This is a genomic window from Rhodococcus sp. Chr-9, from assembly GCF_000801125.1.
GTDB lineage: Bacteria > Actinomycetota > Actinomycetes > Mycobacteriales > Mycobacteriaceae > Rhodococcus > Rhodococcus pyridinivorans.
The window spans coordinates 1-315 of sequence record NZ_JTIZ01000135.1 but is presented as its reverse complement, the minus strand read 5'-3'; the positions used below and the strand labels follow the sequence as shown (position 1 = coordinate 315).

Genomic DNA, 315 nt, shown 5'->3' with positions numbered 1-315 from the left:
AAGCTGATTATCTTGAAACTTTTGGAAACCTTGAAGATGGAATAAACAAAAAACGAGCGCTTTGTCACATCACTCGTTTTGGTTATGGATACAATTGGATAGGCGGCGATAAATGTCCAAGTAGTGCTTTTGAGTGTTACGAGCAATTGAAAATGGTTGTAGCTGTCATTAACGGTTATGAAGTTATTGAACCTAAATTTAAGTTTTATAACTTTTCTGATAGTAGCGGAGGAACTGCATTATATTATGCTGGACAGTCTAAACAATTAACAAAATTCGAGCAAGATGCTCTTGAAGTTAAAGAGGGGAGCGAGG

1 protein-coding gene is annotated in these 315 nt (G+C 36.5%); it reads left to right on the top strand.

Annotated elements, in window-relative coordinates:
- A partial coding sequence (locus QR64_RS26970) for a hypothetical protein (protein ID WP_039587729.1) occupies positions 1 to 315 on the top strand: 315 nt, incomplete at both ends.